Genomic DNA, 23,544 nt, shown 5'->3' on the forward strand with positions numbered 1-23,544 from the left:
GAAGATATGCCATGAACAAAAACCACCTCTTTGCCCCCGCGTTACTGCTTCTGGCGGGTACCTTGGCCGGTTGCTCGACCAATCCCAATGTCTTGCAAATACATAAAGTCACCGCGGAAACCATTGGCCTGGCCTCCACCGATGAACTCACCATGGGCCCCGTCACCAAAGGCAAGGAAGACTTCCTCGGCGGCTCGGAACTGACCTTCAAAGCCACCACCGCCAAGGGCCGCGTCTTCAACTGCTCGACCTTCATGACCCCGGGGATCCTGCTCGATCCGCCGAAGTATTCGCGGCTTACTTGTACGAACTGAGCGGGTGGCAGTGGCTTGAAACAAAAGGCCCCGACTTGTCGGGGCCTTTTTGTTTTGAGCGAGCAGTAGATTGCCAGGGTTTCACGTAGCCTGATCTCGGAACCCATTGCGCGGCGACAACCCCGCCAGCCGCGCCGCCAGGGCCTCCATATAAGCCCGCTCGGCTCCCCCTCTATAGCGTCTCTTAGTACGTAACAAATCGAGGCGATCAGAAGCTTGGCACCGACATAAACAAGCAGGCGTTGATGCTATGATTTGACGGCTAATGGAGGGTTATTCGATGAGCAAAACCGCCGTTTCTGGCGTTGCCAGTGAAGTTCGCAAGCTTGCCAAGGCTCACAAGGTCACCACTGAGCCTGACAGCATGAGTCGCATGGCTGCCACCATCACCCGCCTTGCCGGTGACTCGGTCGAGCTGGATAGCATTGAGCGATTACTGGTCAATCTCAAAAAGAAAGGCGTGCTGAGCAAGAGCCAAACCCTTGCATTTCAGGAGCGCTATCTCCAGGAAAAAAGGCAGGCCAAAAAGAAACTTAGCGCATGAGTTTCGATCCTTTCGGTGATTTCGAAACGGCCGGCTATCTTCGAAATCATCAACGCCTCAAAGACCCTGTCGAAGTCAAAGAGTCTGAGCACTTTGTCTTCGAACTGAGTATCGAGGAGGCGCTTTCACACTTGGCTCGAAAGAGGCGACCTGACTACAAAGCCATCCTTAAGGTTCACAAGATCGTGTTTGGCGGGTTTTATCCTTGGGCGGGCAAAGATCGAAATGAGCTAGTCCCGCATCTCGCCATATTCAAAGGCGCATACAACGACCCGCACAGCACCATTTTCGAGCGCCCTGACTTCATCAAGAGGTCCGTCGACTATGCGCTCAAGCTGGCGGCAGACAAGAAAAAGTTCCAAGAAAGACCAGGAGAAGTCATGGGCCAGTTGGCATTCGCCCACCCCTTCCTGGACGGCAACGGACGCACCCTCCTACTGGTTTTCATGGAACTCTGCTACCGGGCCAGATTTGCGATCAATTGGTCCAGAACGAACAAAGATGACTACCTGCGAGCACTGAGCGACGAAATTCGGGCGCCTTTCCAAGGGCACCTCGACAACTACCTGAAACCTTTCGTAACTGCCATAACAAGCCGTGACGAGTGGCCACAGATAATCGGTGGCATTCACAGCCTGGATGGACTCGACAAAGAAGACATTACCTACGAGAGCCTGGATAACCCGGAAGTCCAGCAGCTCTACAAAACCTATCGGGCCCAGCTTCAAGATGCCCCGGCGGTGCCGGGGGCTGATGACTGAACCCGTTGCCCTCAAAACAATTCCGCTCTTCTCTCCTCCGCCTCATGGGTGCTTGCAAAAGCGTTCAGTGAGTCACGCAGCGTCCGAAGGTCACTCTTTGCAACCCTTCGAGGCCGCGGAAAACATCGTGTTACAGACCGTCTAGACTCCAGTATTCCAGGGCCGAAGGTTCCTGGCCCCCAACGGCAGTCATTCCCACCGAGTCGACCCGAGAACACAAAATCATGTGTGAATCATGTGATTCAAACTCCGCCGCAAACATCCACGATCGTCGTCGTTTTCTTCGCTTCGCCGGACTGGGGGCAGGCGCCCTGCTGATAGCCGGCGTACTGCCAGGCAGGCTGGTCCATGCCGCCGAAAAAACCGCCGCGCCGCCCAAACCACAAAACGCCATCAGCCCCGACCAGGCACTGCAAAGGCTGATCGAAGGTAATGAGCGTTATGTCAGCGGAAACTCAAAGACCCACGATTTCAAGGACGAGCGCGAAGCCCTGGTTTCCGGGCAGAACCCGTTCGTGGCGGTGCTCAGTTGCTCCGACTCGCGGATCGCTCCCGAATACGCTTTCGACACAGCCCGAGGCGATCTTTTCGCCATACGCGTTGCGGGCAACTTCGTAACCGGCGAAGGCCTGGCCAGCCTCGAATACGCCGTTGCGGTACTCGGCGCCCCGCTGATCCTCGTACTGGGGCATGAGAGCTGCGGCGCCATCGAGGCCGGCATAAAAGCCGTAAAAGATCACACCGTTTTTCCTGGGCATATCCAGAAACTGACCGATGCACTCAAGTCCTCTATCGAGAAAGTGCTCAAGCAACCCGGGGCTCTGATGGAAAATGCCACGGTGCAAAACGTCAAGGACTCGGTCGGCAGCCTTAAACAGGCCACGCCACTGCTCACCGATGCGCTCAACAAAGGCAGGTTGAAAATCGTAGGCGGCATCTACCGCCTTGCCACCGGTAAAGTCGAGTTGATTGCCTGAACCGGACAGTGCGCATCGCCTACCGATAAGCCGAGAAAGAGCCCCGCACACCGGCTGGGCTCTGCTGGTTTTCGCCGCCTGGATAAACGACCGGGCTTGCACTGCAAGGTTGGGAGTCTCGTTTTATGGCTTTGCCCAGCCTCCTTTGCACTGATCCAATCGGTCCTCATCAGTCCCAACCCCTTTCTCTGTGTCGATGTTCCCATTCAGGTCGAGATAGATATGGGTGTTTGGCCATTTTGGGGTGATGCTGACGCAATGATGGCGGCCCTTTTCGCTCCACCAATCCAACTGCATGAAAAAGTCTTCGTCTGGAAATATAAAGCCGTTATCTGATGTTCCGCCTCCGGGTTGCATCCGTCCTTTATATATCCGGTGCTGCACGTTCCAGATGTACTTCAGCTCTTCCTTGCCGTTTTCGGCGTAGTGAACGGTTACTGTCGGCTCAAGAATGGTCTGCCCTACAAAAAACAATACCGGTAGTAACGGAATGAATAGCAGCCAAGCACATCCAGATCGCCCCTTACTCACACTTATGGTCGTCAATCCCTTCTCCCCAGTTTTCTGGCGGTACTGCTAGTACTTCGTCCATGACCATCTTCGCTGTTATCCCTCCGTTGGGGTGTTGGTTGGCGACCGGGCCTGCACTGCCCGGTCGTTGGTTATCGGGATTAAGCGTTCAGCGCCTGAGACTTATCGCCCAGGGTACGCAGTAGATCGCAGCCGTCGCTGAGCAGCAGGCCGATAGCAAAGCGGATCTGGGCAACATCTTGAGCGCCGGAAGCGCAGTCGAGGATTTCCAGCAGATTGCGGGCAGCGCCGATGCGTTGCTGGGCGCAGGTATAGAGATCGGAGAGCGAGGCGTTGGCGTCCAGGTAGAGGACGGGGTGGTCGGTGTCGTTGCGGGTGAGGGGAACGGGATTGCAGACGTGCGAGCTAGTCATTGAGTCATACCTTCCTTAGTTTGATTGACTGCCACGTTCGCCGCGAAACGAATAAGGGTGGCAGCTGTGCGCGGGTTCGCGGACCGGAAACTAAGGACCGGCACACCCGAAGGTGTCCCACACACAGCCGCCATAGCACAATGCCAGGCAGCAAAAAGCGCCTACATGTGATGGGCGCTTTGTGCGCTTAGTTTTTCCAGACCGCGACGTCCGGTCGCCGATGTGCGGCGACGGGGCAAACTATAGGAGTAATGAGTTAGGCCCTGCAAGAAAAGAAGCACATTATATTCACACCGATTATTTCAAAGCTTTGGTACACAAGCTGATGTTTGTGAGTTTTTGACCGAAGATGTCACGCCGCCTTTAAAGCGGCGCGCACTGGATCATTTATACTGTCATAAATGGGATTGCTCCGACATTTAAGCATCGGAGGTTTTAAAGCTTCTGCAGTACAAATTTTACACATCAACCATTGCGGTTTTTATATTTCAACCTCGCCGATCTAGCTTTCACTACAACAGCGCTGTAGGCGATAGAGAGCTCTATGGCATTTGGCTGCTCCGCCAGCATCAAGATATGACGGCCAATAGTCTGCGGATCGAACCCCCTAATTGCCTCATTAGTCAGATCATCCAGGTTGAGTGGTTCCCGGCTTTCCTGTCCTTCTTGGCTATACCGAGAATGATTAGGCGAAATATCTGTCGCGCGCGATTCGACTAGCTCTGGCAATATTTCACTACTCATTTTTCTGATAGGAATATCAGAAGCTATCGTCTCTGTTTCAACTTGCGCTCTTGTCGAAGCACTAAAGGGTTCAGCAAGCTTGCGACTTTTATTTTCCATCGCCTGATCAAAAAGATCAGGAGTATCCATCTCTTCCAGAGCTGGCTCTTTCCGCAATGGCGTCTTTGCTATTAAGTCTGTTCGAAACCGACTCAAAACCGTCTGTCCGGTTGAAAGTAGGAACCATTGCCAGCTAGTTCCTTTCTGCCCCAAGAAAGGGGACCCAATCGGATTAACATCACCTAGACCATCAATATGAAAGTGATTGTTCTTGATGCCGAGAATATCAATCATCGTGCGGGGAGGCTGCCAGTACAACATGTCTGGATAAGAGAAGCTGTAGGTATTCTTCCCCTGGCTTATACCATACAGTCGCTCCGCTTCATCACGAATATAAATATCATCTTGAACAGGCCCCAAGTAACTAGCATCAGGATAAGCTGCACCGATAAGCGCTCCTGCCATTGTTCCAATCGTATCTGTATCACTATCCAGAAGGTTAGCGACGATTTGGATGCTTTCCTGAGCTCCAGCCTGTGGAGATATCCAAGCTGCGACATTAGCGAAAAGTGCGCACTTGAGCCCTGAACCTCGTTCCGCTGCGCTCAAACCGCTCTCAGCTTTCACAACCTCTTCGTAGACAGCTGTGGAGTTTTGTAAAGATCGTGACATGAGAATCGAAGCGACATTCCGAGCAGAATCTTCCCACTCCCTTGCAACAGTGGCGACTGCATCCTCCAAGGACTGATTACTTCTCTGCGCCCAAGTCGGCACCCAGAAAGTCATGAGCTCATTGTCACCGGCTATCATCTTTGGAATAGTTCGTATGTCGTCAGCCAAATCAGGCCACTGCTCAGGGGAAGGAGGCTTCCCAGTTTCAAATGTATGTGCAAGGCTGACAGCGTGAACGACAGCCCCTGCTATTCCTCGCATATGCCCGTGCGTGCAAAGCGCATTACGAATGACATCAGGAACGTATGAGGCCTTGTCTTTCAGGTTGGTAGCAGCCCAAACATGTGGCTGAACACGCATAGCTGCGCCGTTACCACCGCCGTTTTCATAGTTTGCAAAGAAGTTGCTAAACCACGTATTGCTTCTGTTGCATAGCGCTGCAGCGGCCGCCTTACTGCCGCGCCCAGCACCTAATGCATATGCCTGCCAGACAGTCAGTTCGATCTTCGCGAAGGCTTCTACATCGAAATAGCCATTACCTCGTATCGCCCTACTGGTGGCGAGACGCAGTTGAGTGTCATCTGAATATGCACCGGCTGGCAGAGAAACGGTCGCCCCAAACCGTCCACCAACGAGTCGTTTCCAGGGTTCTGTCCGAGTGATCGTGGAGTGCCCTAAGCGCTGCTGCACAATCTTGTCGGAAGCCAGCTCAGTAGGAAAACCCAGCGCGTCCGCGTAGGCCGACCAGAGCGCGGAGGAGATAGTGCGTTTCAGCCTAAGGTCTGACATTGGGTTCTCACTTAATTTCTACGAACAGGTCAGGGTTAACCTCGACCACCACACGCCTATGACCTACAGCGGCCATCTGTGCTGCTAACTCATCACTTTCGGAATCTGTTCTGACATAGATCCGCTGCAGATACTCTGTCGAGACCCCTTCTGGATAAAGAACCTCTGCCTGAGTACAGGTCGTCCGGTTAAGTGGAAGGCCTACAGGGCGATGTATTTCTTTTCCCACCCACTGGATGACTGGGTCTTCAAAAGCTGCGCTCAAACCTTTGCATCCTTGGGCGCGCTGAACACCGGTATAGATATTGTTGGTGGTCGTAAACCAAACACCTTCGTGACTTAGAATTTGAGGCGAAAAATCCAGGATGCACCAGAAAAAATCTTTCTCTCTGTGCCAATTGCCTGATGAGGTGCCAAAAAAATTGGAGTTGATATGAGTGATCGAAAGGTTGGCGTAGTCAAGCCAAGCAGCGTCTTTCCCACGGTAAGCGGCATTTGGCTGAAAAATATGCTGCAACTGCGCATCTGTGTTGAGGCGCTGCCGCGATTTGAGCGCACCTGATGCAAATACCCCTAAGGAACCACGGTTGGTCGTAAAATGGACAACCGACTCTATCGCGCGATCCGCGACAATGTTCTCCACGCTCATACGTCCACTCCCTGGTACAGATCATCTCCAAAGAAGCGGATGATATCGGGGGCATCATCCTTTTTGAAGCCGAGAATGACGCTCTTCCGAGCGCGGCCAACCCCCATCGCAATCAAACGTCGCAATCGTGCGGACGGCTCGTAATCTTCCCCCCCCTCATCCGGCGCGCGAACATCAACCACACTGCCGTCTAGCCCAATCATAATGATGTGGTCAAACTCTAGTCCCTTGCAGGAGTGGAGGGTACACAGTGCGATGTTTTCGGTGCCCTGCGGCCACTCAGATGAACCGGTTAATGATACCCAGGGCAATTTATAACGATCGAGCTCTGGGATAAGGTCTCTAAACCATCCTTTGGTATGTAGGAACGCAACGGATTCACGCGTGAGATCCACATTTTCCTGAATATACTCCCGAGCATAGCGAACCTGATTAGCATAACTACCGGTCAGCACAATTGGCTTTTCTCCCTCCGAAATCGCGCTGTCATAATTAGGCATTGTTCCGTTGTCATCCATTGCCAGCCCATCCAGCAACGTGCTCGCGAAATGCGCAATCTGCTTGGTGTTTCGGTAGTTTGTCTGAAGGGTGCTGCTCTTCCCAGAGGTCACCGTTACGTCCACTTCTTGCCAGCTGAAATTACGACTGTAGATTCGCTGGGCACTGTCAAGGACGAATGTAGTGGTGGCGTGCTCTGCACGCTGGTTCAACACAGCGCGAACTTCATTGGCTGAGAAGTCTTGAGTTTCATCCACAACGATAACGGAGTACTTGCGGACCTTTTCAGCCGAGAGCTGAACAGCGAGATCATTCCAATCAACAAGCCGATTGAGCCGCTTGTATTCGTTATAGCGACCAATAACGGTATCAAGCAGGAGTTGCCTTGCAGGCCGCTCCATTCGAGGGGCGATTCCTCGCCCCTCTCGTCGAGCAGTCAAGTAGTCGTTGGTGTTCGTGGGTAAAAAACGGCCCATGACATACGCCGCTTCTTCCGCCACAAACTGCGGATCCATTTTCATTTCACCGGATAACTTCCTTAGCACAAGCATTGAGTCGTCGATGCTCATGATCGTGAACCCGGGAACAGCTAGACTTCTAGCCCAAGCATTGAAAGTCGAGACGTGTAGGTGAATGAGAGGCTCTTCGTGCAACTGTTGTTGCGTCAGCTCATTGATGTATCCGCGTAGCGTGCGATTGAAAGTCAGCACCAACACATTGACTGGCTCTGGCTTGTCCAGCCGTTTGGCACGGCTGAGATAAAACCCAGCTAACGAGCGCAATTTAAGCAGTGCAGTTGTTGTTTTGCCGCTCCCCGCTGCTCCCCGAATAACTTCGACTCCAGGACCATTGCGCGAGAACAGTGCCAACTGTTCTGCAGTGGGCGTGACATCAATTAGAGCTTTCATATCGCCTTCCTTGGTTGATTGTCACTTGATCCTAGCACGCAATAATGGCGTTAGGCCGCTATCTGAAAGTGCTTTTGCGAACCAGAGGGCAAACACACATCGAAACCTACTTGGTCCAGGCGACAACCTTGGCGATAAATCTAGAAGAAAAAACAAGCCAGAAGCTTTACTAAGCGTCACCACAAATAGGGTAACTGATTAAAAAGACGACGAAATTTTGGAAGCAATCAGGTCGCTCTCCAATCAAAAATTCGCCGGCGTATTCGCACTAATAATCTCCGCCTCATCCTGCCCAATATTCCGAAACTTATGCGGCAAGGTAGTCGGAAAATAATACCCATCCCCCGGGTTCAACACGCTCACCTGCCCGTCCACCGTCAGTTCCACGGTGCCACGGGTGACGAGGCCGCACTCCTCCCCTTCCGCATGCACGATCGGTTCGTCGCCGGAGCTGGCGCCGGGGGCGTATTGTTCGCGCAGAAAGCGCATCTGGCGGGTTGGCAGGGCGGCGCCGATCAGCAGCAGGCGGGCGCCGTCGCGGCCGAGGTCGGGTTGTTCGTTGGCGCGGAAGACGTATTGGTGTTCGCGCGGGGGCTGGTCGAAGGTGAAGAAGTCGGCCAGGGACATGGGGATGCCTTCGAGCAGCTTTTTCAGGGAGCTGACGGAGGGGCTGACGCGGTTCTGTTCGATCAGGGAGATGGTGGCGTTGGTCACGCCGCTGCGCCGGGCCAGCTCGCGCTGGGACAGTTTGTAGCTTTCGCGAACGAGTTTGAGTCGGGTGCCCGTGTCCATAACAGCCTTATGCGAGAGGAACTTAAGGGTATTCGGCGCTTGGGTCGCGATTGTCGCGATTTGGGTGCCTCTGGAGCCTGAAAGGCGGCTATTTAAACATGTTTGACGGCGCTGCTGTAAGGGCTGGCGATGAGGGGTTTACGGGGATTTTACGGTGGGTTTGCGGGCCTTGGGAGGTCCTGCGGACCTCGGCGCAGCCGCGTTGGGGCTCGGCAGCGGCTACAGGTCGGCGTTGAGCCGGGGTTGGCCCGGGTGCTGGGGCCGTCTGGGGTCTGTAGCCGCTGTCGAGCGTTAGCGAGGCTGCGTACGACCTGGGCGGCATTCCGACGCAGCGGGCGCCAAACCTGGCGACGCGGAGTGTCTGGCGCTCCGCGTTATCGTTCATCGCGAGCAAGCTGCGCTCCTACAAGAGCAGGAACGCGGGGTGCCATGCCCATGTGCCCTGTCGCTTAGATGCCGAAGCGGTCGCGCAGCGCGTAGTACGCCGCGCCCATGGCAGTCAGCGGGGCCTGGAAGGTGCGGCCGCCGATCATCGGCATGTGCGGCAGCGAGGCGAAGGCGTCGAAGCGTTCGGCGTCGCCACGGATCATTTCCGCGATCAGTTTGCCGGCCAGGTGCGAGCAGGTGACGCCGTGGCCGCTGTAGCCCTGCATGTAGTAGGCGTTCTTTTCGATGCGGCCGAATTGCGGCATGCGCGACATGGTCAGCAGGAAGTTGCCGGTCCAGCGGTAGTCGATCTTCACGTCCTTGAGCTGGGGGAAGGTCTTGAGGATCTTCGGCCGGATCAGTTGCTCGATGTCGTTCGGCTCGCGGGCGCCGTAGACCACACCGCCGCCGTACAGCAGGCGGTTATCGGCGGTGAGGCGGTAGTAGTCCAGCAGGTAGTTGCAGTCTTCGACGCAGTAGTTGTTGCGGATCAGGCTGCGGGCCACTTTCTCCGACAGCGGTTCGGTGACCACGATCTGCGAGCCGCACGACATGCTCTTGCGAGTCACCCGCGGGTCGAGGTCCTGCTGCAGGTAGGCGTTGCCGGCGATCAGCAGGTACTTGGCGCGCACCACGCCCTTGGCGGTGCGCACGATGTTCGGCTCGCCGTAGGTGATTTCCAGCGCCGCCGACTGCTCGAAGATCTTGCCGCCCAGGCCGATGATGGCGCTGGCTTCGCCCAGGGCCAGGTTCAGCGGGTGAATGTGCCCGCCCTGCATGTCCAGCAGGCCGCCGACGTAGGCGTCGGAACCGACTTCCCGGGCGATCTGCGCCTGGTCCAGCAGCTTCAGGTTGTTGTTGCCGTAGCGCTCCCAGCTGGCCTTCTGTTCGGCCAGGCCCTTGAGCTGCTTCTTGTTCATGGCGGCGAAGATCCCGCCCGGGCGGTAGTCGCACTGGATGTCGTAGTGCTGGATGCGCTGGCGAATGATGTCGGCGCCTTCGAAGATCATGCTGCCCAGCACTTCGGCGCTTTTTTCGCCGTAGCGCGACTCGATCACGTCGACGTCGCGGCTGTAGGAGTTGACCAGTTGCCCGCCGTTGCGCCCGCTGGCGCCGAAGCCGACCTTGGCCGCTTCGAGCACGGTGACGCTGTAGCCCGCCTCGGCGAGGAACAGCGCCGAGGACAGGCCGGTGTAGCCGGCGCCGATCACGCAGACGTCGCAGTCGACCATTTCTTCCAATACAGGAAAGTCGGCGGTCTGGTTGCGGGTCGCGGCGTAGTAGCTGTTTACGTAGGTTTGCATCATGAAGTTCCCCAGCAGGTGCGGGTCGTAGCCCGCCCCGCCGTTGTTATAGGTAGTCGTCTTAACGACAACTGTCTGCGCGTCGATCAGGCTGCGTTAAAAACAGGCTCGGAATGCTCATGTAGGCCCCTACAGTCGAACGCGACCCCGGCCGTTCCTCGCCTGTTTTTGCCTTGCCTGATCGCCGCTCGACGAGTTTTCGTAAAGCGCCTAGAGCTTGATCCAGGTCGCTTTCAGCTCGGTGTACTTGTCGAAGGCATGCAGCGATTTGTCGCGACCATTGCCCGACTGTTTGAAACCGCCGAACGGCGCGGTCATGTCGCCGCCGTCGTACTGGTTGACCCACACGCTGCCGGCGCGCAGGCCACGGGCGAAGCGGTGGGCGCGGCTGAGGTTGCTGGTCCAGACCCCGGCGGCGAGGCCGAAAATGCTGTCGTTGGCGATCGTCAGCGCCTCTTCCTCGGTGTCGAAGCTGATCACCGACAGCACCGGGCCGAAGATCTCTTCGCGGGCGATGGTCATGGCGTTGGTCACGCCGTCAAAAATCGTCGGCTCGACATACAGGCCGCCGGTGCTTTCCAAGGTCCGCGCGCCGCCGGCCAGCAGTTGGCCGCCCTGCTCCTTGCCGATGCCGATATAGCGCAGCACGTTCTCCAGTTGACGCTGATCCACCAGCGCGCCGACGCGGGTCGCAGGGTCCAGGGCATGCCCGGGTTTCCAGGCCTTGAGGGCCTCCACCAGCAGCGGAATGAATTGCTCGCGGATCGAGCGCTCCACCAACAGGCGCGAACCGGCGGTGCAGACTTCGCCCTGGTTGAAGGCGATGGCGCTGGCCGCCGCTTCTGCCGCAGCGCGCAGGTCCGGCGCGTCGGCGAACACCACGTTGGGGCTCTTGCCGCCCGCCTCCAGCCAGACGCGCTTCATGTTGCTCTGGCCGGAATACACCAGCAGTTGCTTGCCCACCGCGGTGGAACCGGTAAAGGCCAGCACGTCCACGTCCATATGCAGGGCCAGGGCCTTGCCCACAGTGTGGCCGTAGCCCGGCAGCACGTTGAACACGCCCTTGGGGATGCCGGCATCCAGCGCCAGCTGGGCGATGCGGATCGCGGTCAGCGGCGACTTTTCCGAAGGCTTGAGGATGAACGAGTTGCCCGCCGCCAGGGCCGGGGCGAATTTCCAGCTGGCCATGATCAGCGGGAAGTTCCACGGCACGATGGCCGCCACCACGCCGGAGGCTTCGCGAGTCACCAGGCCCAGTTGATCGTGGGGCGTGGCCGCGACTTCGTCGTAGATTTTGTCGATGGCCTCGGCGTTCCAGCGGATCGCGTTGGCGGTGGCCGGCACGTCGATGCTCAGGGCATCGCCGATGGGCTTGCCCATGTCCAGGGTTTCCAGGAGCGCCAGTTCTTCCTGGTGCTCGAGGATCAAATCGGCGAAGCGGATCAGCACGCGCTTGCGCTCGGCCGGGGCCTTGCGCGACCACACGCCGGACTCGAATGCCTGGCGTGCCACCTGCACCGCCCGGTTGGCGTCGGCCTCGTCGGTGCTGGCGACGTTGGCCAAAAAGCGCCCGTCCACCGGGCTGATGCACTCGAAGGTGGCCGCGCTGGCGGCGTGGCAATACTGGCCGTCGATAAAGGCGCGCCCTTCGAGGGTCAAGGACTGGAAGCGCTGCTCCCAGTCGCTGCGGGATTTAGTCATGGCAAATACTCAACGCAGGAAAAGGAACGGCCATCAGACCGTGTGCAGGTACCAGTTGTATTCGAGGTCGGAGATCGAGTTTTCGAACTCGGCCAGCTCGCTCTCCTTACAGGCGACGAACACGTCGATGTACATCGGGTCGATGTACTTGGCCATCACCTCGCTGTCGTCCAGCACGCGCAGGGCGTCGCGCAGGTTGCTCGGCAGGCTCTGCTCGTTCTGCTCGTAGGAGTTGCCTTCCACCGGCGCGCCGGGCTCGATCTGGTTGGTCAGGCCGTGGTGAATACCGGCCAGTACCGAAGCCATCAGCAGATAGGGGTTGGCGTCGGCGCCGGCCACCCGGTGTTCGATGCGTACGGCGTCGGAAGAACCGGTCGGCACGCGCACGGCCACTGTACGGTTGTCGATGCCCCAGCTCGGCGAGTTCGGCACGTAGAACTGCGCGCCGAAACGGCGGTAGGAGTTGACGTTCGGGCAGAGGAACGCCATCTGCGCCGGCAGGGTTTCCAGCACGCCGCCGATGGCGTGGCGCAGGGCGTCGTTGGTTTCCGGGTCGTCGCTGGCGAAGATGTTGTTGCCTTGCTTGTCGAGAATCGAGATGTGCACGTGCAGGCCGTTGCCGGCCTGGCCCGGGTACGGCTTGGCCATGAAGGTGGTGTCCATCTCATGGTCGTAGGCGATGTTTTTCACCAGGCGCTTGAGCAGCACCGCGTAGTCGCAGGCTTTGATCGGATCGGAGACGTGGTGCAGGTTGACTTCGAACTGCGCCGGGGCGCTTTCCTTGACGATGGCGTCGGCGGGGATGCCCTGCTCTTTCGCGCCTTCGAGGATGTCTTGCAGGCAGTCGACGTATTCGTCTAGGTCGTCGATCAGGTAGACCTGGGTCGACTGCGGACGCTTGCCGGAAATCGGCGAACGCGGCGATTGCGGACGACCGTTCACGTTGTCCTGGTCGATCAGGTAGAACTCCAGCTCGAAGGCCGCGCAGATGGTCAGGCCCAATTCGTCGAACTTGGCAACGACCTGGCGCAGCACTTCGCGCGGGTCGGCGAAGAACGGCTGGCCTTCGATCTCGTGCATGGTCATCAGCAGTTGCGCGGTCGGGCGCTTCTGCCAGGGCTCGACGCTGAGGGTGCCGGGGATCGGGTAGCAGATGCGGTCGGCGTCGCCGATGTCCAGGCCCAGGCCGGTGCTTTCCACGGTGGAGCCGTTGATGTCCAGGGCGAACAGCGAGGCCGGCAGGTTGATGCCTTTTTCGTACACCTTGTGCAGGGCGGTACGTTCGATGCGCTTGCCGCGCACCACGCCGTTCATGTCTGCAATCAGCAGGTCGACGTAGAGGATCTCGGGATGGTTCTTCAGGAAGGCGTTGGCTTCGTTGAGCTGAACGGCACGCAGTGGGACCGACATGATGCACCTATGTGTTAATTATTATGTTCAAAGCGGTTTCGTGGCAGCAGTCAATCCGAAAGGAAAAGTGAAGTCAATAGCGAACACAGGGCCCACAGCGTTAAATATTTTGCCCTATATGGCCGCGCAAGCAGGCAATAGACCCACAGATACCGAATATCCGACGAGCTGCGTTTAGAATTTTTTACACGGAAGTTGTTAATTAAAATCAACGAGGATAAGCTCTGGAAAAACTCGTTCCAGCGTGAATTTCGAGGTGATAAAAATGGCATTCAAGCCATTGATCGGCGTTACTGCGTGCGTCAAAGAGATCGGGCTGCACCCCTACCACGTCAGCGGCGACAAGTACTTGCGTGCTGTCAGCAGCGCGGCCGAGGGCCTGCCCCTGATCATTCCTTCCCTGGCGGACCTCATCGATACCGAGGCTCTGCTGCAGAACCTGGACGGCCTGCTGTTCACCGGCTCGCCGTCGAATGTGGAGCCCTTCCACTATCAGGGCCCGGCCAGCGAACCGGGCACCGCCCACGATCCCCAGCGCGATGCCACCACCCTGCCCCTGCTGCGCGCGGCGATTGCCGCCGGCGTGCCGGTGCTGGGCATCTGCCGCGGCTTCCAGGAAATGAACGTGGCCTTCGGCGGCAGCCTGCACCAGAAGGTGCATGAGTTGCCGGGCTACCTCGATCACCGCGAAGCCGACCACCCGGACCTGGCCGTGCAGTACGCCCCCGCCCATGCCGTCAGGGTGCAAGCGGGCGGCGTGTTCCAGGCCCTGGACCTGCCCCAGGAATTCCAGGTCAACTCGATCCACAGCCAGGGCATCGACCGCCTGGCCCCCGGCCTGCGCGCCGAGGCGCTGGCACCGGACGGGCTGATCGAAGCCGTGTCGGTGCAACACAGCACGGCCTTTGCCCTGGGCGTGCAGTGGCATCCGGAATGGCAGGTGCTGTCGAACCCGGTCTACCTGCGGATCTTCCAGGCCTTCGGCGATGCCTGCCGGCAACGGGCGGCGCAGCGCAACGGCCACTGATTAACAGCTTCACCCACGAAATTGACTGCCACGCCCCCGGCCGGCGGCGGCGCGCCTTTGTGCGCCCGCCTTGGCTCGTGGGGCGGTTCAAGCCACACCCAGCACTACGAGAACCTGCTTTTAACAACAAGAACCAGCGTCAGGCCGCCAGGACGGCAGCGCCGAATAAACCCGCCCCCGCGGGTTTGTCATCCATCTATTAAGCCGGGCCGCTTTGGCTCGACGACTGACATCTGTTGGGAGTTCCACATGGCAAACGCCTCCAGCACGTACAGAAAGGCTCTGGAAGGTCACCCGCAACCGCAGAAGGTGCTGGTGAGAGTCGACCGCGTGACCAAGAAGTTCGATGAAACCGTGGCCGTGGACGATGTGTCCCTGGACATTCACCAGGGCGAGATCTTCGCCCTGCTCGGTGGCTCGGGTTCCGGCAAGTCCACCCTGCTGCGCATGCTGGCGGGCTTCGAGCGGCCGACGGAGGGGCGTATCTACCTGGACGGCGTGGACATCACCGACATGCCGCCCTATGAGCGGCCGATCAACATGATGTTCCAGTCCTACGCGCTGTTCCCGCACATGACCGTGGCCCAGAACATCGCCTTCGGCCTCAAGCAGGACCGCCTGCCGGCCAGCGAGATCGACGCACGGGTGGAAGAGATGCTGCGCCTGGTGCACATGACCCAGTACGCCAGGCGCAAGCCGCACCAGCTGTCCGGCGGCCAGCGCCAGCGCGTGGCCCTGGCCCGCTCCCTGGCCAAGCGGCCGAAGCTGCTGCTGCTCGACGAACCCATGGGCGCCCTGGATAAAAAGCTGCGCTCGCAGATGCAGCTGGAACTGGTGGAGATCATCGAGCGCGTCGGCGTGACCTGCGTGATGGTGACCCACGACCAGGAAGAAGCCATGACCATGGCCCAGCGCATCGCCATCATGCACCTGGGCTGGATCGCCCAGATCGGCAGCCCGATCGACATCTACGAAGCCCCGGTCAGCCGCATGGTCTGCGAGTTCATCGGCAACGTGAACGCCTTCGACGGCACCGTCATCGAAGACCTGGAAGGCCACGCAGTGATCCACTGCCCGGAGCTGGAACAGCAGATCTACGTGGGCCACGGCGTCAGCACCTCGGTGCAGGACAAGTCGGTGACCTACGCCATCCGCCCGGAAAAGATGCTGGTCAGCACCCGCCAACCCGAGCACCGCTACAACTGGTCCCGGGGCAAGGTGCATGACATCGCCTACCTCGGCGGCCATTCGGTGTTCTACGTCGAACTGCCCGGCGGCAAGATCGTCCAGTCGTTCATGGCCAACGCCGAACGCCGCGGCGCGCGGCCGACCTGGGACGACCAGGTGTACGTCTGGTGGGAAGACGACAGCGGCGTGGTACTGCGCGCATGAATACCTCCAGCATGACTCTCAATCAGCGTTTGTCCCGTGTGCTGCCCAGCGGTCGCAAGCTGGTGATCGGTATTCCATTCCTCTGGCTGTTCCTGTTCTTCATGCTGCCGTTTTTCCTGGTGATGAAGATCAGCTTCTCGGAAGCGGCCCTGGCCATTCCGCCCTACTCGGAGATCTACAGCTTCGCCGAACAGAAATTCCAGCTGCTGCTCAACGTCGGCAACTACGCGTTGCTGGTGGGTGACGAGCTGTACATCTCGGCCTACCTCGGCTCGCTGAAGGTCGCCCTGCTCAGCACCCTGATGTGCTTAGGTATCGGCTTCCCCATGGCCTACGCGATCACCAAGGCCAGCAAGGAAACCCAGAACGTCTTGCTGCTGCTGATCATGATGCCGACCTGGACCGCGATCCTGATCCGCGTCTATGCCTGGATGGGCATCCTCAGCAACAACGGTTTGCTCAACGGTTTCCTGATGTGGAGCGGCCTGACCTCGGAACCGATCGAGATCCTCAACACCAACACCGCGGTCTATATCGGGGTGGTGTACGCGTATTTGCCGTTCATGGTGCTGCCGCTGTACGCCAACCTGGTCAAGCACGACCAGAGCCTGCTGGAAGCCGCGTCGGACCTGGGTTCGAGCAACTTCAACAACTTCTGGAAAATCACCGTGCCTCTGGCCAAGAACGGCATCATTGCAGGCGCAATGCTGGTGTTCATCCCGGTGGTCGGCGAGTTCGTGATTCCCGAGCTGCTGGGCGGCCCGGAAACCCTGATGATCGGCCGCGTGCTGTGGCAGGAGTTCTTCAACAACCGCGACTGGCCGGTGGCCTCCGCCCTGGCGGTGGTGATGCTGGCGATCCTGATTATTCCGATCTTGCTGTTCAACCGCAGCCAGGCCAAAGAGATGGAGGGACGGGCATGAAACGTTTCGGATTTTCCAGCCTGATGCTGGTGCTCGGCCTGGTGTTCATTTACCTGCCGATGCTGATCCTGGTGATCTACTCGTTCAACGCCTCCAAGCTGGTGACGGTCTGGGGCGGCTGGTCGGTGAAGTGGTACGTCGGCCTGCTGGATAACCAGCAGTTGATGGGCTCGGTGGTGCGCTCCCTGGAGATCGCCTGCTACACCGCGATCGCCGCGGTGGCCCTGGGCACCCTGGCGGCCTTCGTGCTGACCCGGGTCACCCGCTTCAAGGGCCGCACCCTGTTCGGCGGCCTGGTCACCGCGCCGCTGGTGATGCCGGAGGTGATCACCGGCCTGTCGCTGTTGCTGCTGTTCGTGGCCATGGCGCAGATGATCGGCTGGCCGCAGGAGCGTGGCATCGTCACCATCTGGATCGCCCACACCACATTCTGCGCCGCCTATGTGGCCGTGGTAGTCTCCGCGCGCTTGCGTGAGCTGGACCTGTCCATCGAAGAGGCGGCCATGGACCTGGGTGCGCGGCCGTGGAAGGTGTTTTTCCTGATCACCATCCCGATGATCGCCCCGTCGCTGGCGGCCGGCGGCATGATGTCCTTTGCCTTGTCCCTGGACGACCTGGTGCTGGCGAGCTTCGTCTCCGGCCCGGGTTCCACCACCTTGCCGATGGAAGTGTTCTCGGCGGTGCGCCTCGGGGTGAAACCGGAGATCAACGCCGTGGCCAGCCTGATCCTGCTGGCGGTGTCGCTGGTGACCTTCCTGGTCTGGTACTTCGGCCGACGCGCCGAAGCGGCCCGCAAGCGGGCGATCCAGGAAGCCATGGACTACACCGCCAACGAATCCTGGCAGCCAGCGGCCGCCAGCAAACCTGCTGCACCAGCGCCTGCGACGGCCTAGGCCATCGCGTTCACGACACACGCCGGCGCCTGGATCGCCAGCACGCTCGCTCCTAAAGACATGCACCGTCCCTGTAGGAGCCAGCTTGCTGGCGATGGCGCCCACCCTGACACACCGCATTGCGAATGCAGCAATTCTGCACAATAAGAAATGGAGTTGTAGTGATGAAAATGCTTGGCAGGACACTGTTCGCCAAAACCATGCTGACCCTGTCCTTGATGGGCACGATGGTGACCGGCGCTCAAGCCAGCGACAAGGAGCTGCGTGTCTACAACTGGTCGGACTATATCGCCCCGGACACCCTGAAGAAGTTCGAGGCCGAGACCGGCATCCACGTCATCTACGATGTCTTCGACAGCAACGAAACCCTGGAAGCGCGCCTGCTCACCGGCAAGTCCGGCTATGACATCGTGGTTCCGTCCAACAGCTTTATGGCCAAGCAGATCAAGGCCGGGGTCTACCAGGAACTGGACAAGTCGCGGCTGCCGAACTGGAAGAACCTCAACCCGGTGCTGCTGCAGAACGTCGCCGCCAGCGACCCGGACAACGCCCACGCCTTCCCGTACATGTGGGGCTCGATCGGCATCGGCTACAACCCGGACAAGGTCAAGGCGGTGCTCGGCAGCGACGCGCCGACCAACTCCTGGGACCTGCTGTTCAAGCCGGAGAACGCTGAGAAGCTCAAGGCTTGCGGCATCAGCTTCCTCGACTCGCCGACGGAAATGCTCCCCGCCGCCCTGCACTACCTGGGCTACCCGGTGACCAGCAAGGACAAGGCGCAGATCCTCGAGGCCGAGGCGCTGTTCATGAAGATCCGTCCTTCGGTGACCTACTTCCATTCCTCCAAGTACATCTCCGACCTGGCCAACGGCAATATCTGCGTGGCCGTGGGTTACTCCGGCGACGTGCTGCAGGCCCGCTCGCGCGCCGAAGAGGCCGGCAACAAGGAAAAGGTCGCCTTCAGCATTCCCAAGGAAGGCGCCGGCAGCTTCTACGACATGATGGCCATGCCCAAGGACGCGGCCAACGTCGACAACGCCTACCTGTTCATGAACTTCCTGATGCGCCCGGACATCATCGCCGAGGTCACCAACAGCCTCGGCTACAGCAACGCCAACGCCGCCGCCACGCCGCTGGTGGACGAAGCCATCCGCAACGACCCGGCCTCGTACCCGCCGCAGGCCGTGCTCGCCACCCTGTACGCGGTGCCCGACCAGCCGATCGCCATCCAGCGCGTGATGAACCGCGGCTGGACGCGGATCAAGCTCGGCAAATGACACCCCGCGCGCCCGCCATCGCGGCGGGCGCCGCTGCCCTCTTCCGTTCAGTCGCGCCTTACCACCGCGACACCCCTGCGAACGGGCTCGCCTGGCTCCCTCGGTTCAGGTGACTCCTTGGCGCCCTCCTCGGGCGCCTTTTTTGCTTTTAGCCCCCACACAAAACCCTGTAGCCGCTGCCGCAGGCTGCGATCGGCCCGAAGGGACGCAACGATCTCAAGACCCCATGAAGGCCCTGCGGGCCTTGTCGCAGCCTCGCAGGCTCGGCAGCGGCTACAGGGCCGCTGCCAGGTTTCATGTAGCCGCTGCCGCAGGCTGCGATCGGCCCGAAGGGACGCGGCGATCTCAAGACCCATGAAGACCCTGCGGGCCTTGTCGCAGCCTCGCAGGCTCGGCAGCGGCTACAGGGCCGCTGCCAGGTTTCATGTAGCCGCTGCCGCAGGCTGCGATCGGCCCGAAGGGACGCAACGATCTCAAGACCTATGAAGGCCCTGCGGGCCTTGTCGCAGCCTCGCAGGCTCGGCAGCGGCTACAGGGCCGCTGCCAGGTTTCATGTAGCCGCTGCCGCAGGCTGCGATCGGCCCGAAGGGACGCAACGATCTCAAGACCCATGAAGGCCCTGCGGGCCTTGTCGCAGCCTCGCAGGCTCGGCAGCGGCTACAAGGGCGCTGCCAGGTTTCATGTAGCCGCTGCCGCAGGCTGCGATCGGCCCGAAGGGACGCAACGATCTCAAGACCCCATGAAGGCCCTGCGGGCCTTGTCGCAGCCTCGCAGGCTCGGCAGCGGCTACAGGGCGCGCCCGGTAATGGGGCGTTTTCCGGGAAGAAACGATTCAGTGGCGTTTTTCCTTCTGTGGGTGCCGCTTTCAACCTTGCCCCTTCGTTCACTCTCTACGATTCTGTAGAGACCCCCTCGGGGCGGCGCCAGGCCGCCTTGGGCAAAACAACAGGAGCGCCCCATGAAGAGCGTCGCTGAAGTACTGAAGTTGAAGGCCAAGCACAACCAGCAAGTGCACACCATCGCGCCCCACCAGATGGTGCTCGAAGCACTGATGCTGATGGCCGAGAAGAACGTCGGCGCCCTGCCCGTGATGCAGAACGGCGAAGTGGTCGGGGTGATCAGCGAACGCGACTACGCGCGCAAACTAGTGCTGCACGGCCGCTCCTCGGTGGGCACGCCGGTCAGCGCGATCATGAGCTCGCCGGTGATCACCGTGGACTCGCACCAGAGCGTGGAGACCTGCATGGGCATCATGACCGACAGCCACCTGCGGCACCTGCCGGTGGTGGAAGACGGCCAGTTGCTGGGCCTGCTGTCGATCGGCGACCTGGTCAAGGAAGCCATCGCCGAACAGGCCGACCTGATCCGCCAGCTGGAACAGTACATTCGCGGCGAGTAAGCCCTCCCCTCACCACTACCATCCCCCCGCAGGAGCCGGCTTGCCGGCGAAGAGGCCCACCGGCCGGCTCCTGCACAGCCAAACCATTGCAGCATCCCGCCGACGCGGCTCGGCGCAATCGGACACCCTAGGATCACCCCTCATCGACTGTGGCAAGGCCAGGTTAGCGGCGTATACTTTGGCAAATTTTGTCAACAGTGGACAAAACCATGAGCACCATGAACATTTCCCTGCCAGAAGCCCTCAAGGCCTTCGTCGACGATCAGGTCAGCCAGCGGGGCTACAGCACCAGCAGCGAGTATGTACGGGAGCTGATCCGCAAGGATCAGGATCGACAGCACCTGCGCGGTCTGCTGCTGGCGGGTGCTGAATCGGCGCCTGGCGCTCCTGTGGATGATCGTTACTTCGACGCCCTTCGCGACAGGGTCCGTAAGGAATGAAGGCACAGCGGGTCATTCCAAGGGCCCTGGCCAATCAGGATGTAGAAGACGCTATCGCTTACTACCTGGCTCAACAGGCCGAGCAGGCGGCCCTGGGCTTCATCGACGACCTGCAAGCCGCCTATGCGCATATCGCCCGGCATCCGGCCTCAGGCCTTTCCCGCTACACCCATGAGCTCGATTTGCCAGGGCTTCTCTACTGGCCATTGAGTCGCTATCCCTATCTGGTGTTCTACACCCGGCACGACGACCACATTGACGTGTGGCGCGTCCTGCACACCATGCGGGACATTCCCGCCTCGCTGACGCAAAGCCCCGCACACTGACCGACCAGCAGCGTTTAATTGCGCTGGCTTGGCCGACTATCGCGAGCAATCGAGCGTCGACCGGCTGCTCCTACAGAGGCACGTCATGCGTAGCCCGCTACCAGGCGCCGTTTAACCCGCGGTGAAGAACTGCCGCCCATCACGCTTGAGCAAATCCAAAAGCAACTGGGCTGCCGGCGACAGGTAACCTTCGGTCCGTACCAGTACCACGATGCTGCGATGCATGCGGGTTTGCGCCAGCGGCACTTCCCGCAGGTGGGCGATGCCCTTGAAGTCGTCCAGGGTTTCCCGGGCCAGGAAGCTCAGCAGCCCGGTCTTGGCGATCAGCCGCGGCAGCAGGGAGATGGTGTTGGTCTCGATCTGCACCGACGGCAATGGCAACTGGTGGCTCTGGAACACGTTGTCGATCCAGCGGCGGGCCGAGACCCCGGTTCCCGGCAGTACCCAACGGTAGTCGCACAGGTCTTGCAGGCGCATCGGCGTGTCGAACACCGGATGGTCGCGGCTGGCCACCACCACGGCCTGGTCTTCGAACAGGGTGTGATGGCTCAGGTGCGGGTCACCCTCGGACAGCGGGCAGATCACCATGTCCAGGCGCCCCGAACGCAGGGACTCGCGGAGCACGTCGTCCTGGCCGATCACCAGGTTCAGGGTGATGTCCGGGGCGCGTTCCAGCAGCGTCGCGGTCATCTGCGGCAGCAAGTGCTCGGCCATGCTGGCGGCACAGCCCAGGCGAATATTGCCGAGCACGCCGCTGGCAAAATCGCGCACCTCGCGATGGGTCTCGGCGATGTTCTGCTGCAACTGCCGCGCGCGCTGTTGCAGCAACTGGCCCACCGCCGTCAGCTTGATCCGCCGCCCGTCACGCTCGAACAGCTTGGTGCCGAAGGACTCCTCCAGGCGCTGGATGCTCTTGGTCAGCGCCGGCTGGCTGCGATTGAGCTTCTGCGCCGCGCGCCCGAGGTGGCCGAGCTCGGCGATGGTTTCGAAATAGGTCAGGTCGCGCAGGTCCATAATCGATAAACCAGAGTTATTGGTTGATCACAATTAGAAACTGGACTTGATCAATTGCGCTATCAATAATTTGCTCCGAAGCGCTGGTAGCAACGGTCCCGCAACAGGAACGGCCAGCGCGCTGGAGAATGCCCTTGCCTCGTCCCTCGCCTTTGTCCCTGTCCGCCTGGCCCCTTGCCCTGCAATGGCTGGCGCTGCTGATCCTCGCCGGCAGCGCCGGGCAGTTGCTGAACCACTTCGAGGTGCCCGCCGGGCAGTTTCTCGGGCCGATGCTGGTGGCCATCGGTTTCGGCGTCAGCGGTGCCAGCATCCGCGTGCCGCGCCAGGCCTTCCGCCTCGGCCAGGGTTCGGTCGGGGTCCTGGCCGCCCATTCCATGACCATGGCCGTGCTGGCCTCGATGGCTCAGTCCTGGCACGTGATGCTGTTCGCCACCTTGCTCACCGTCTGCCTCAGTGCCCTGGTCGGCCTGGCGCTGGTGCGCCTCGGCGGCCTGCCACCCAGCACTGCGGCCTGGGGCACCGCGCCGGGGGCGGCCTCGGCCATGGTCGCGATGGCCGACGACTTCGGCGCCGACTCGCGGGTGGTGGCCACCATGCAGTACGTGCGAGTGGTCTGCGTGGTGATGATCGGCGCCCTGGCCGGCCACTGGATCGGCGTCCCGGCCGGCGGCAGCCAGGCCCACAGCACCGAGGTGGTCCTGCAGACCTTCACCCTGCTCAACCTCGGCCTGACCCTGGGCACCATCGTGCTCGGCGTGCTGCTCGGCTCACGGGTGCCGGCCGGGGCCCTGCTGGTACCGCTGCTGATCGGCGGCGCCTTGCAGATCTCCGGGCTGCTGCACATCACCCTGCCCGGCTGGCTGCTGGCCCTGGCCTATGGCGCCATCGGCTGCTACATCGGCCTGCGCTTCAACCGGCCGACCGTGCGCTACGTCCGGGCCCGCCTGCCGGCGATGATCTTCGGCGCGGTGCTGCTGATCGCCCTCTGCGCGCTGTCGGCCTGGCTGCTGGCGCACTGGCTGGACAAGGATTTCCTCTCGGTCTACCTCGCCACCAGCCCCGGTGGCCTGGACGCCATGACGATCATCGCGGTGGACACCCACTCCGACGTCGGCCTGGTGCTGGCCATGCAGACCCTGCGGCTGTTCGCGGTGATCGTCAGCGGCGCTTTTTTCGCCCGGCTGATCATCAAGTGGTCGCGCTGAACCTGGAGCCCGGCGTCTTTAAATACTCTGAAATAGTAAATCCCAGCGCCATCCCCCCTTCCCCGGCCCTACCGCCAGGCGCCTGAATACGGGCTTCAAGCCACCGTCCTGCAGCACCCCGGGCCGTTTCGCCAGCGACCCGGGAGCTTATTTCCTTCTCGAATAAGAAACGTCTT

At 60.1% G+C, this 23,544-nt stretch carries 23 protein-coding genes and 1 pseudogene; 13 read left to right on the forward strand and 11 right to left on the reverse strand.

The features are described from left to right. The first annotated feature begins 11 nt into the window (after nucleotides 1-11). From PMI20_RS18815 to PMI20_RS18830, 4 genes are all read left to right on the forward strand, one after another. The gene (locus tag PMI20_RS18815) at nucleotides 12-314 is read left to right on the forward strand and encodes a hypothetical protein (protein ID WP_007922930.1); all 303 of its coding nucleotides are present in this window, start codon (nucleotides 12-14) and stop codon (nucleotides 312-314) included. Between the two features lie 280 nt (nucleotides 315-594). Beyond that, entirely contained in the window at nucleotides 595-858 is a 264-nt protein-coding gene (locus tag PMI20_RS18820) for a hypothetical protein (protein ID WP_007922928.1), read from the forward strand. Further along, nucleotides 855-1,619 carry a Fic/DOC family protein gene (locus PMI20_RS18825; RefSeq protein ID WP_007922926.1) on the forward strand — a complete coding sequence of 255 codons (765 nt, stop codon included), beginning with the start codon at nucleotides 855-857 and terminating at the stop codon, nucleotides 1,617-1,619. The genes PMI20_RS18820 and PMI20_RS18825 overlap by 4 nt, the downstream gene beginning before the upstream one ends. 224 nt (nucleotides 1,620-1,843) lie before the next feature. Continuing rightward, a complete protein-coding gene (locus PMI20_RS18830) occupies nucleotides 1,844-2,596 on the forward strand; it encodes a carbonic anhydrase (RefSeq protein ID WP_007922924.1) in 753 nt (250 codons plus the stop codon). 123 nt (nucleotides 2,597-2,719) lie between these two features. Here the strand turns inward: PMI20_RS18830 and PMI20_RS18835 are convergent, their stop codons facing one another. The 10 genes and pseudogenes from PMI20_RS18835 to PMI20_RS18875 form a co-directional block, all read right to left on the reverse strand. Then, complete coding sequence (locus tag PMI20_RS18835) at nucleotides 2,720-3,142, reverse strand: hypothetical protein (RefSeq protein ID WP_238543406.1); 423 nt, start codon at nucleotides 3,140-3,142, stop codon at nucleotides 2,720-2,722. Beyond that, nucleotides 3,120-3,224, reverse strand: a pseudogene (locus tag PMI20_RS31020) (polymorphic toxin type 44 domain-containing protein); the annotation flags it as partial. The gene PMI20_RS18835 and the pseudogene PMI20_RS31020, both read right to left, overlap by 23 nt. Before the next feature lie 43 nt (nucleotides 3,225-3,267). After that, entirely contained in the window at nucleotides 3,268-3,540 is a 273-nt protein-coding gene (locus tag PMI20_RS18840) for a hypothetical protein (protein ID WP_007922923.1), read from the reverse strand. Between the two features lie 465 nt (nucleotides 3,541-4,005). Beyond that, entirely contained in the window at nucleotides 4,006-5,784 is a 1,779-nt protein-coding gene (locus PMI20_RS18845) for an ADP-ribosylglycohydrolase family protein (RefSeq protein ID WP_007922922.1), read from the reverse strand. Between the two features lie 7 nt (nucleotides 5,785-5,791). Next, the gene (locus PMI20_RS18850) at nucleotides 5,792-6,433 is read right to left on the reverse strand and encodes a DarT ssDNA thymidine ADP-ribosyltransferase family protein (RefSeq protein ID WP_007922921.1); all 642 of its coding nucleotides are present in this window, start codon (nucleotides 6,431-6,433) and stop codon (nucleotides 5,792-5,794) included. Next, the gene (locus tag PMI20_RS18855; protein WP_007922920.1) at nucleotides 6,430-7,839 is read right to left on the reverse strand and encodes a UvrD-helicase domain-containing protein; all 1,410 of its coding nucleotides are present in this window, start codon (nucleotides 7,837-7,839) and stop codon (nucleotides 6,430-6,432) included. The genes PMI20_RS18850 and PMI20_RS18855 overlap by 4 nt, the downstream gene beginning before the upstream one ends. A 243-nt stretch (nucleotides 7,840-8,082) precedes the next feature. Further along, entirely contained in the window at nucleotides 8,083-8,631 is a 549-nt protein-coding gene (locus PMI20_RS18860) for a cupin domain-containing protein (protein ID WP_007922919.1), read from the reverse strand. A 449-nt stretch (nucleotides 8,632-9,080) separates the two neighbouring features. After that, nucleotides 9,081-10,364, reverse strand: a complete 1,284-nt coding sequence (locus PMI20_RS18865) for an NAD(P)/FAD-dependent oxidoreductase (RefSeq protein WP_007922918.1) — start codon at nucleotides 10,362-10,364, stop codon at nucleotides 9,081-9,083. Between the two features lie 207 nt (nucleotides 10,365-10,571). Then, a complete protein-coding gene (locus tag PMI20_RS18870) occupies nucleotides 10,572-12,062 on the reverse strand; it encodes an aldehyde dehydrogenase (protein ID WP_007922911.1) in 1,491 nt (496 codons plus the stop codon). A 33-nt stretch (nucleotides 12,063-12,095) separates the two neighbouring features. Further along, nucleotides 12,096-13,472 carry a glutamine synthetase family protein gene (locus tag PMI20_RS18875; protein ID WP_007922908.1) on the reverse strand — a complete coding sequence of 459 codons (1,377 nt, stop codon included), beginning with the start codon at nucleotides 13,470-13,472 and terminating at the stop codon, nucleotides 12,096-12,098. A gap of 265 nt (nucleotides 13,473-13,737) precedes the next feature. On the opposite strand from PMI20_RS18875, the gene PMI20_RS18880 reads away from it, so the two are divergent. The 8 genes from PMI20_RS18880 to PMI20_RS18915 all read left to right on the forward strand — a co-directional run bounded on the left by PMI20_RS18880 (nucleotide 13,738) and on the right by PMI20_RS18915 (nucleotide 21,149). Further along, nucleotides 13,738-14,499 (forward strand): gamma-glutamyl-gamma-aminobutyrate hydrolase family protein, encoded by a 762-nt coding sequence (locus PMI20_RS18880; RefSeq protein ID WP_007922907.1) that lies wholly within the window; start codon nucleotides 13,738-13,740, stop codon nucleotides 14,497-14,499. A gap of 249 nt (nucleotides 14,500-14,748) precedes the next feature. Beyond that, entirely contained in the window at nucleotides 14,749-15,891 is a 1,143-nt protein-coding gene (locus PMI20_RS18885; protein ID WP_007922906.1) for an ABC transporter ATP-binding protein, read from the forward strand. 41 nt (nucleotides 15,892-15,932) lie between these two features. Then, nucleotides 15,933-16,814 (forward strand): ABC transporter permease subunit, encoded by an 882-nt coding sequence (locus tag PMI20_RS18890; protein WP_162136166.1) that lies wholly within the window; start codon nucleotides 15,933-15,935, stop codon nucleotides 16,812-16,814. After that, a complete protein-coding gene (locus PMI20_RS18895) occupies nucleotides 16,811-17,707 on the forward strand; it encodes an ABC transporter permease subunit (RefSeq protein WP_284168689.1) in 897 nt (298 codons plus the stop codon). The genes PMI20_RS18890 and PMI20_RS18895 overlap by 4 nt, the downstream gene beginning before the upstream one ends. 170 nt (nucleotides 17,708-17,877) lie before the next feature. Continuing rightward, the gene (locus PMI20_RS18900) at nucleotides 17,878-18,984 is read left to right on the forward strand and encodes a polyamine ABC transporter substrate-binding protein (RefSeq protein WP_394325641.1); all 1,107 of its coding nucleotides are present in this window, start codon (nucleotides 17,878-17,880) and stop codon (nucleotides 18,982-18,984) included. A 958-nt stretch (nucleotides 18,985-19,942) separates the two neighbouring features. Then, nucleotides 19,943-20,383 (forward strand): CBS domain-containing protein, encoded by a 441-nt coding sequence (locus PMI20_RS18905; RefSeq protein WP_007930897.1) that lies wholly within the window; start codon nucleotides 19,943-19,945, stop codon nucleotides 20,381-20,383. 209 nt (nucleotides 20,384-20,592) lie between these two features. Beyond that, on the forward strand, nucleotides 20,593-20,823 hold the full coding sequence (locus PMI20_RS18910; protein ID WP_007930895.1) for a type II toxin-antitoxin system ParD family antitoxin: 231 nt from the start codon (nucleotides 20,593-20,595) through the stop codon (nucleotides 20,821-20,823). Beyond that, entirely contained in the window at nucleotides 20,820-21,149 is a 330-nt protein-coding gene (locus PMI20_RS18915; RefSeq protein ID WP_007930893.1) for a type II toxin-antitoxin system RelE/ParE family toxin, read from the forward strand. Before PMI20_RS18910 ends, PMI20_RS18915 begins: the two co-directional genes overlap by 4 nt. Nucleotides 21,150-21,260: 111 nt before the next feature. Here the strand turns inward: PMI20_RS18915 and PMI20_RS18920 are convergent, their stop codons facing one another. Continuing rightward, nucleotides 21,261-22,163: a LysR family transcriptional regulator gene (locus tag PMI20_RS18920; protein WP_007930891.1), complete on the reverse strand. Its 903-nt coding sequence runs from the start codon at nucleotides 22,161-22,163 to the stop codon at nucleotides 21,261-21,263. 128 nt (nucleotides 22,164-22,291) lie between these two features. Between PMI20_RS18920 and PMI20_RS18925 the strand changes: the two genes are divergently transcribed. Further along, a complete protein-coding gene (locus PMI20_RS18925) occupies nucleotides 22,292-23,368 on the forward strand; it encodes an AbrB family transcriptional regulator (RefSeq protein WP_037035781.1) in 1,077 nt (358 codons plus the stop codon). Nucleotides 23,369-23,544: the final 176 nt, after the last annotated feature.

Origin of the sequence: Pseudomonas sp. GM17, assembly GCF_000282175.2 — a bacterium.
GTDB classification, from domain to species: Bacteria; Pseudomonadota; Gammaproteobacteria; order Pseudomonadales; family Pseudomonadaceae; genus Aquipseudomonas; species Aquipseudomonas chlororaphis.

Coding starts and splice junctions, on each gene's coding strand:
- PMI20_RS18815 (WP_007922930.1), top strand. CDS start 12: ATGAACAAAAACCACCTCTTTGCCCCCGCGTTACTGCTTCTGGCGGGT.
- PMI20_RS18820 (WP_007922928.1), top strand. CDS start 595: ATGAGCAAAACCGCCGTTTCTGGCGTTGCCAGTGAAGTTCGCAAGCTT.
- PMI20_RS18825 (WP_007922926.1), top strand. CDS start 855: ATGAGTTTCGATCCTTTCGGTGATTTCGAAACGGCCGGCTATCTTCGA.
- PMI20_RS18830 (WP_007922924.1), top strand. CDS start 1,844: ATGTGTGAATCATGTGATTCAAACTCCGCCGCAAACATCCACGATCGT.
- PMI20_RS18840 (WP_007922923.1), bottom strand. CDS start 3,540: ATGACTAGCTCGCACGTCTGCAATCCCGTTCCCCTCACCCGCAACGAC.
- PMI20_RS18845 (WP_007922922.1), bottom strand. CDS start 5,784: ATGTCAGACCTTAGGCTGAAACGCACTATCTCCTCCGCGCTCTGGTCG.
- PMI20_RS18850 (WP_007922921.1), bottom strand. CDS start 6,433: ATGAGCGTGGAGAACATTGTCGCGGATCGCGCGATAGAGTCGGTTGTC.
- PMI20_RS18855 (WP_007922920.1), bottom strand. CDS start 7,839: ATGAAAGCTCTAATTGATGTCACGCCCACTGCAGAACAGTTGGCACTG.
- PMI20_RS18860 (WP_007922919.1), bottom strand. CDS start 8,631: ATGGACACGGGCACCCGACTCAAACTCGTTCGCGAAAGCTACAAACTG.
- PMI20_RS18865 (WP_007922918.1), bottom strand. CDS start 10,364: ATGATGCAAACCTACGTAAACAGCTACTACGCCGCGACCCGCAACCAG.
- PMI20_RS18870 (WP_007922911.1), bottom strand. CDS start 12,062: ATGACTAAATCCCGCAGCGACTGGGAGCAGCGCTTCCAGTCCTTGACC.
- PMI20_RS18875 (WP_007922908.1), bottom strand. CDS start 13,472: ATGTCGGTCCCACTGCGTGCCGTTCAGCTCAACGAAGCCAACGCCTTC.
- PMI20_RS18880 (WP_007922907.1), top strand. CDS start 13,738: ATGGCATTCAAGCCATTGATCGGCGTTACTGCGTGCGTCAAAGAGATC.
- PMI20_RS18885 (WP_007922906.1), top strand. CDS start 14,749: ATGGCAAACGCCTCCAGCACGTACAGAAAGGCTCTGGAAGGTCACCCG.
- PMI20_RS18895 (WP_284168689.1), top strand. CDS start 16,811: ATGAAACGTTTCGGATTTTCCAGCCTGATGCTGGTGCTCGGCCTGGTG.
- PMI20_RS18900 (WP_394325641.1), top strand. CDS start 17,878: ATGCTTGGCAGGACACTGTTCGCCAAAACCATGCTGACCCTGTCCTTG.
- PMI20_RS18905 (WP_007930897.1), top strand. CDS start 19,943: ATGAAGAGCGTCGCTGAAGTACTGAAGTTGAAGGCCAAGCACAACCAG.
- PMI20_RS18910 (WP_007930895.1), top strand. CDS start 20,593: ATGAGCACCATGAACATTTCCCTGCCAGAAGCCCTCAAGGCCTTCGTC.
- PMI20_RS18915 (WP_007930893.1), top strand. CDS start 20,820: ATGAAGGCACAGCGGGTCATTCCAAGGGCCCTGGCCAATCAGGATGTA.
- PMI20_RS18920 (WP_007930891.1), bottom strand. CDS start 22,163: ATGGACCTGCGCGACCTGACCTATTTCGAAACCATCGCCGAGCTCGGC.
- PMI20_RS18925 (WP_037035781.1), top strand. CDS start 22,292: ATGCCCTTGCCTCGTCCCTCGCCTTTGTCCCTGTCCGCCTGGCCCCTT.